This is a genomic window from Actibacterium sp., assembly GCF_041584535.1.
In the GTDB taxonomy this organism is placed as follows: Bacteria; Pseudomonadota; Alphaproteobacteria; order Rhodobacterales; family Rhodobacteraceae; genus Actibacterium_D.
The window spans coordinates 1-5,236 of the sequence record NZ_JBFHDW010000189.1; the positions used below are offsets into that span (position 1 = coordinate 1).

5 protein-coding genes and 1 tRNA gene are annotated in these 5,236 nt (G+C 65.3%); 4 read left to right on the forward strand and 2 right to left on the reverse strand.

Translation table 11 applies throughout. The features are described from left to right. The coding region (locus ABYW26_RS10010) for an enoyl-CoA hydratase-related protein (RefSeq protein ID WP_372604695.1) at positions 1-1,667 on the forward strand (1,667 nt) is incomplete at its 5' end. Positions 1,668-1,721: 54 nt separating this feature from the next. Further along, positions 1,722-1,797, forward strand: a tRNA-Thr gene (locus ABYW26_RS10015). Between the two features lie 36 nt (positions 1,798-1,833). Here the strand turns inward: ABYW26_RS10015 and ABYW26_RS10020 are convergent. Then, positions 1,834-2,166, reverse strand: a complete 333-nt coding sequence (locus ABYW26_RS10020) for a cupin domain-containing protein (protein WP_372604696.1) — start codon at positions 2,164-2,166, stop codon at positions 1,834-1,836. Positions 2,167-2,340: 174 nt separating this feature from the next. Here ABYW26_RS10020 and ABYW26_RS10025 point away from each other — a divergent pair, with 174 nt between their 5' ends. Both ABYW26_RS10025 and ABYW26_RS10030 read left to right on the forward strand, forming a co-directional pair. After that, on the forward strand, positions 2,341-3,261 hold the full coding sequence (locus ABYW26_RS10025) for an AEC family transporter (RefSeq protein ID WP_372604697.1): 921 nt from the start codon (positions 2,341-2,343) through the stop codon (positions 3,259-3,261). A 79-nt stretch (positions 3,262-3,340) separates the two neighbouring features. Next, positions 3,341-4,972 carry an alpha-D-glucose phosphate-specific phosphoglucomutase gene (locus ABYW26_RS10030; protein ID WP_372604699.1) on the forward strand — a complete coding sequence of 544 codons (1,632 nt, stop codon included), beginning with the start codon at positions 3,341-3,343 and terminating at the stop codon, positions 4,970-4,972. A gap of 37 nt (positions 4,973-5,009) precedes the next feature. Here the strand turns inward: ABYW26_RS10030 and ABYW26_RS10035 are convergent. Continuing rightward, positions 5,010-5,236, reverse strand: a 227-nt coding sequence (locus tag ABYW26_RS10035) for a hypothetical protein (RefSeq protein WP_372604700.1), incomplete at its 5' end; no start/stop codon positions are given.

Consider the following 5,236-nt stretch of genomic DNA (forward strand, 5'->3'; position numbering starts at 1 on the left):
ATCTGGCCACGACCGCGACGGATCAGCCGCAACTGGGCGCGGTCTGCGACGCGATCGAGGACGCGCCGGTTCCGGTGATCGCGGTGGTGCAGGGCGCGGCATTGGGCACGGGCTGTGCGCTGGCGCTGGCGGCGCATTACCGGATCGCGAGCGACCGCGCGGCATTCGGGTTTCCCGAGGTGACATTGGGCCGGGTGCCCGAAGCCGGGGCGACCCAGCGTCTGCCCCGGATCACCGGCGCTCAGGCGGCGCTTGAGATCATGCTGGCCGGTCGCCCGATCGCCGCCCCCGAGGCCGAACGTCTGGGCCTTGTCGACCGGATCACTTCCGGCGATCCGCGCCCGGCGGCGCAGGACTATGCCGAAACCCTGATTTCACAAGGCGCCGGGCCGCGTCCGACCCGGCTGCGGCTGCGTGGTCTGCGCGATGGCCGCGCCTTTCAGGCCGCCGTGGCCGCCGCCCGCAAGCGGGTTGGCAATCCGGTGGTTCAGGCCCCGGCGCGGATCATTGATTGCATCGAGGCGGCGCAATTGCTGCCATTCGAAGGCGGTCTGGAATATGAGCGCGCCGCGACCGAGGCTTGTGCCGAGTCGTCTCAGGCACGGGCGTTGCTGCATCTTTATCAGGCCGAGCGCCGGGCGGGTCGGCTGCCGATCTCTGGCGACGCCGATCCGGGCCGGATTGAACAGGTGGCGCTGGTGGGGCAGGGCGATGCCGCTGCGGGCTGGGCGGTGCTGAGCGCCGACAGCGGCACGCCGGTGCGGGTGCCCGATGCGGACGATCTGGACGATATCCTGACCCGGATGCGGGCGATCTTTGACGAGGCCATCGCGCGCGGGCGGCTGACTGCCGCGCAACGCGACAGCCGCTTGGCCTTGGTCAGCCAGAGCGATCTGGATCAGGCCGATCTGGTGCTTGATCTGACCGGCACTGCGGACGCGGGCGGCTTGCGCGATGGCGCCATCGTGGCGCGGGTTCTGCCCGCGACCGGGGCGGCCGATCTGGCGGGGCTCGACGATCAGACCGTGCCGACCGTTGCCCTGATCGGCACCGGCCCGGCGCATCTGTCGCGCCTGACCGAGATGCTGGAACCGGCGGGCCTGCCCGACGCGACCCGGCTGCGGCTATTGCGGTTCCTGAAACAAGTGGGGCGCGTGGTCGTCGCCACCCCGGCCGAAAGCGGCGGCTTGGGCAGCGCCCTGTGGGGGGCGGTGGTCTGGGTCGCGGCGCGTCTGGCCGCGCAAGGCGCCGCGCCCGAAGCCATTCAACAGGCGTTGCGGGCCTATGGCCTGTCGCGGCTGCCGTTCCAGACCCGCCGCCCGCCCGCCGCGCAATCGGATCAGGCCGCCGGTCTGACCGACACCGACATTGCCCGGATGTGCGAAGCGGCATTGGCCAATACCGGCGCGCTGCTGATCGAGGCCGGTCTGGCGCACAGCCCGGCGGATATCGACCTTGTGATGGTGCATGGCTACGGCTTCCCGCGCTGGCGGGGCGGCCCGATGCTGGCCGCGGACGAGCGCGGCCTGCTGGCCACCCGCAAGATGCTGCGCAGCCTTGCCGCCGAAGGCGATGCCGATTTCTGGGCTCCGTCCGGCCTGTTTGACAGCCTGATCAAGAACGGCCGCCACTTTCGTGATATGAATGACGGCACTGTGCCGGAATAGTCCACGGAACGGGATTGCCATGACGCGGCCAACCGGCTAAATACCGCGCCGTTAGCCCCTATAGCTCAGCTGGTAGAGCAACTGATTTGTAATCAGTAGGTCCGCGGTTCGAGTCCGTGTGGGGGCACCATTTTACCACCAAATCCGCACCTCGGCGCCTCAGGTGTTATTTCAGCGCGTAGCGATCATGTTCCTCGAACACGTCGATCGCTTTGGTGCCGGCCTTGATCAGACCGCCATGCATCACACCACTGGGGATCGAATAGCTTTCGCCCGGGCCGTAGGTGCGGGTGTTGTCACCTATAGTCATGATAATTTCGCCTTCGATCACAGTGCCCCATTGCGCGCCATGCGCGTGCATCGGCAATTCGAAGTCCTGAAAGAAGCTGAAAAACACAACCAACCCGGCCTCGGATTGAATGGCACGGGTCTGAACCACATCCTCGGAGAAAGGCGTATCAAGCGCGGGAAACGCCGTAATGAAATCGGGAAAGGTCATGCGGAAATCCTGTTGCGGCGATTGCGTCTACGGGCGCATGGAAGTCTATGGCCACTTTGGCCCGCTTGCATAGGAGTTTGTAAGCGCCGCCCTGATTGACAGTGCAAACTGTTTGGCTGGTCTGGCTGGCTGTGTTATGCCGAGCCTCAGATCCGTTCCGGGGATAGCCGCGCCATGCTTCAGACCGTTCTGCCGATTTTCGCGCTGATCGCCATTGGCTTTGCCGCGATCAAAAGCGGCTATGTCGAGCCCGCCGCAACCCGGCCTTTGGGGGCGTTCGTGGTGCGGATCGCGCTGCCGGCGCTGATCTTCAAGAATATCGGCGGCCTGCCGTTTTCCGAGGCCGTGCGCCCCGGTTTCGTGCTGGGCTATGTTGCCGCCTCGCTGGCGGCGATGGCGCTGGCGCTGTTGACGGCCAAGCTGGTGCTGCGCGCCGATCTGTCCGAGGCCTCGATGGTGGGGCTGGGGGCGGCGACGTCGAATACCGGCTTTATGGGCTATCCGATCGGGTCGCTGGTGCTGGGCCAGACGCTGGGCGCGCAATTGATGGCGCAATGCATGATCGTCGAGATCATGCTGATCATTCCGCTGTCGATGGTGATTTCCGACGTGGCGCGCGGCGGCGGAGGCGGTCGGCTGTGGAAACAGATTTTCGACAGTATCGTGCGCAATCCGATCCTGATCGCGCTGGCGGCGGCGCTGATCGTGTCAGGCACCGGCCTGCAACCGCCCGAGGTGGTAAACCGCGTGACCGGGATGCTGGCGGCGGTCTCGGCGCCGATTGCGCTGTTCGTGATCGGGGCGACGCTGGCCACGCTGCCGATTCAGGGCATGTTCGACCGGCTGGCGGTGATTTCCATCGGCAAGCTGATCGTGCATCCGCTGCTGGTGCTGGGCGCGCTTAGTCTGGTGCCGGGGCTTGATCCGGTGTTGCTGTCGGGCGGGGTGCTGTTCGCGGCGATGCCGATGCTGACGATCTACACGATTTTCGGCCAGCGCGCCGGGGTCGAGATGATGACCGCCTCGGCCTTGGTGGTGGCGACGGCGCTGTCCTTTGTGACGCTGCCGGTATGGATGTCGCTAATTCTGCCCTGATCCCGGCGCGGGCGGTTGACCTTGAGCCGGGGCTGCGGTCCTCTGTCCTTCAGGGGCAGGCCCCGCGCAGGAGGAGCGATTGCAGATCACGACCCACGCCACCCAGCCGATCGACGGGCAAAAGCCCGGCACTTCGGGGCTGCGTAAAAAGACCCGCATCTTTCAGCAGCCACATTATCTTGAGAATTTTATTCAAAGCATCTGGACCGGCATCGGCGGGGTTCAGGGCAAGGTTCTGGTTCTGGGCGGTGATGGGCGCTATTTCAATGACCGCGCGGCGCAGGTGATCTTGCGCATGGCGGCGGCGGGCGGCGCGGCGCGGGTGATCGTGGGGCAGGGGGCGCTGTTGTCGACCCCGGCGGCCTCGCATCTGATCCGGCGGCGCGGCGCGGATGGCGGCATCATCCTGTCCGCCAGCCACAACCCCGGCGGCCCCGACGAAGATTTCGGGGTGAAATACAACACCAAGAACGGCGGCCCGGCCCCGGAAGAGGTGACCAAGCGCATCTTTGAGGCCACCCAGACTCTCACCCGCTATGATATTGTCGAATGTCAGGATATCGACCTGTCTACAATCGGCACCACCACGCTGGCCGGGATGGAGATCGAGATCGTCGATCCCGTCCTTGAATATAAACAGCTGATGGCCAGCCTGTTCGACTTTGCCGCGATCCGCGATCTGTTCGCCTCGGGCTTTAGCTTGCGCTTTGACGCCATGCATGCGGTCACCGGCCCCTATGCGAAAGCGATCCTTGAAGACACGCTTGGCGCGCCGGCGGGCACGGTGATCAATGCCACGCCGCGCCCGGATTTTGGCGGCGGCCACCCGGACCCCAACCCGATCTGGGCCAAACCGCTGATGGATCTGATGATGGGTGCGGGCGCCCCGGACTTTGGCGCGGCCTCGGATGGCGATGGCGACCGCAACATGATCGTTGGTCGCGGCTGCTATGTGACGCCGTCGGACAGTCTGGCGGTGCTGGCGGCGAATGCGCATCTGGTGCCGGGCTATCGGGACGGGCTGAAGGGGGTGGCGCGCTCGATGCCGACCTCGGCGGCGGTCGACCGGGTGGCGCAGGCGCTGGGCATCCCCTGTTACGAAACCCCCACCGGCTGGAAATTCTTCGGCACGCTTCTGGATGCGGGCCGCGTCACCCTGTGCGGCGAGGAAAGCGCCGGCACCGGCAGCAGCCATGTGCGCGAGAAAGACGGGCTGTGGGCGGTGCTGCTGTGGCTGAACATCCTTGCGGTCAAACGCCAAAGCGTCGCTGAAATCATGGCCGCGCATTGGGCGCAGTTTGGCCGCAACTATTATAGCCGTCATGATTACGAGGCGATTGAGGCCACCGCCGCCAACGATCTGATCGACGATCTGCGGGCGCGGCTGGGCGATCTGCCCGGAACCCAGATCGCGGGGATGACGGTCGCAACGGCAGACGAGTTTTCTTATCAGGACCCGGTCGATGGCGCGCGCAGCACCGGGCAGGGGCTGCGGGTGGTGTTCCGGAACGGCGCACGGATCGTCCTGCGGCTGTCGGGAACCGGCACCGAAGGCGCGACTCTGCGGGTCTATCTTGAGCAGTATGAGTCGGATTCGGCGCGGTTGCAGCAGGATCCGCAAATCGCCCTGCAATCGGTGATCGAAGCGGCGGAAATTCTGGCCGGACTCAGCGAAAAAACCGGCCGAACCGCCCCGGATGTCATCACCTGAATCACCTTGAGTCGGGGCGAAAGCGGCCATTACCTCCTTATAAGGCGCGAAAATGCCGGATCTTGCCCTGCCGCAGCGCGGCAAAATGCCTGTAAATAAAGCCGTTCCGTGGGATCTTGGGAATTTTCCGTGTTAATTTTGAAAAAAGCGCTTGCGGGCTGTGCGAGTTATCCTTAGAACCCCCTTCACCGGCGGCGCTGATGGCGCGGTTGGGACGCGGGACGGCGGACGGAGCGATGCTTCTGAGGTTGTTTAGCGGGACTA